Raw genomic sequence first — 229 nt, 5'->3', positions numbered from 1 at the left:
GTCGAATCAGGGCCGCCATAAAGCAAGCGCTCAACGCAGAGCTCATCTTCAAAAACCTTGGTGGGCCTTAGCAGCGCGTCATACCCAGTACGTCGCGCAACGCCCCGAGCATCCCAGACCTCCAGCACCTGCCCGGCCTCACCCGCCAACGACACTCGCCAGCCAGCATCGACGCTGTCACTGGCCAGCACCTGACCGCTGAGCGAATGAATGACGCTGAGATTGGCGG

1 protein-coding gene is annotated in these 229 nt (G+C 62.0%); it reads right to left on the bottom strand.

Features of this window, described 5'->3' with window-relative positions; all coding sequences use genetic code 11:
- A partial coding sequence (locus tag ABJ99_RS20695) for a hypothetical protein (protein WP_154864483.1) occupies positions 1 to 229 on the bottom strand: 229 nt, incomplete at both ends.

Origin of the sequence: Pseudomonas syringae pv. cilantro, from assembly GCF_001293775.1 — a bacterium.
In the GTDB taxonomy this organism is placed as follows: Bacteria; Pseudomonadota; Gammaproteobacteria; order Pseudomonadales; family Pseudomonadaceae; genus Aquipseudomonas; species Aquipseudomonas syringae_P.
This window is presented reverse-complemented; position numbering and strand designations above follow the sequence as displayed.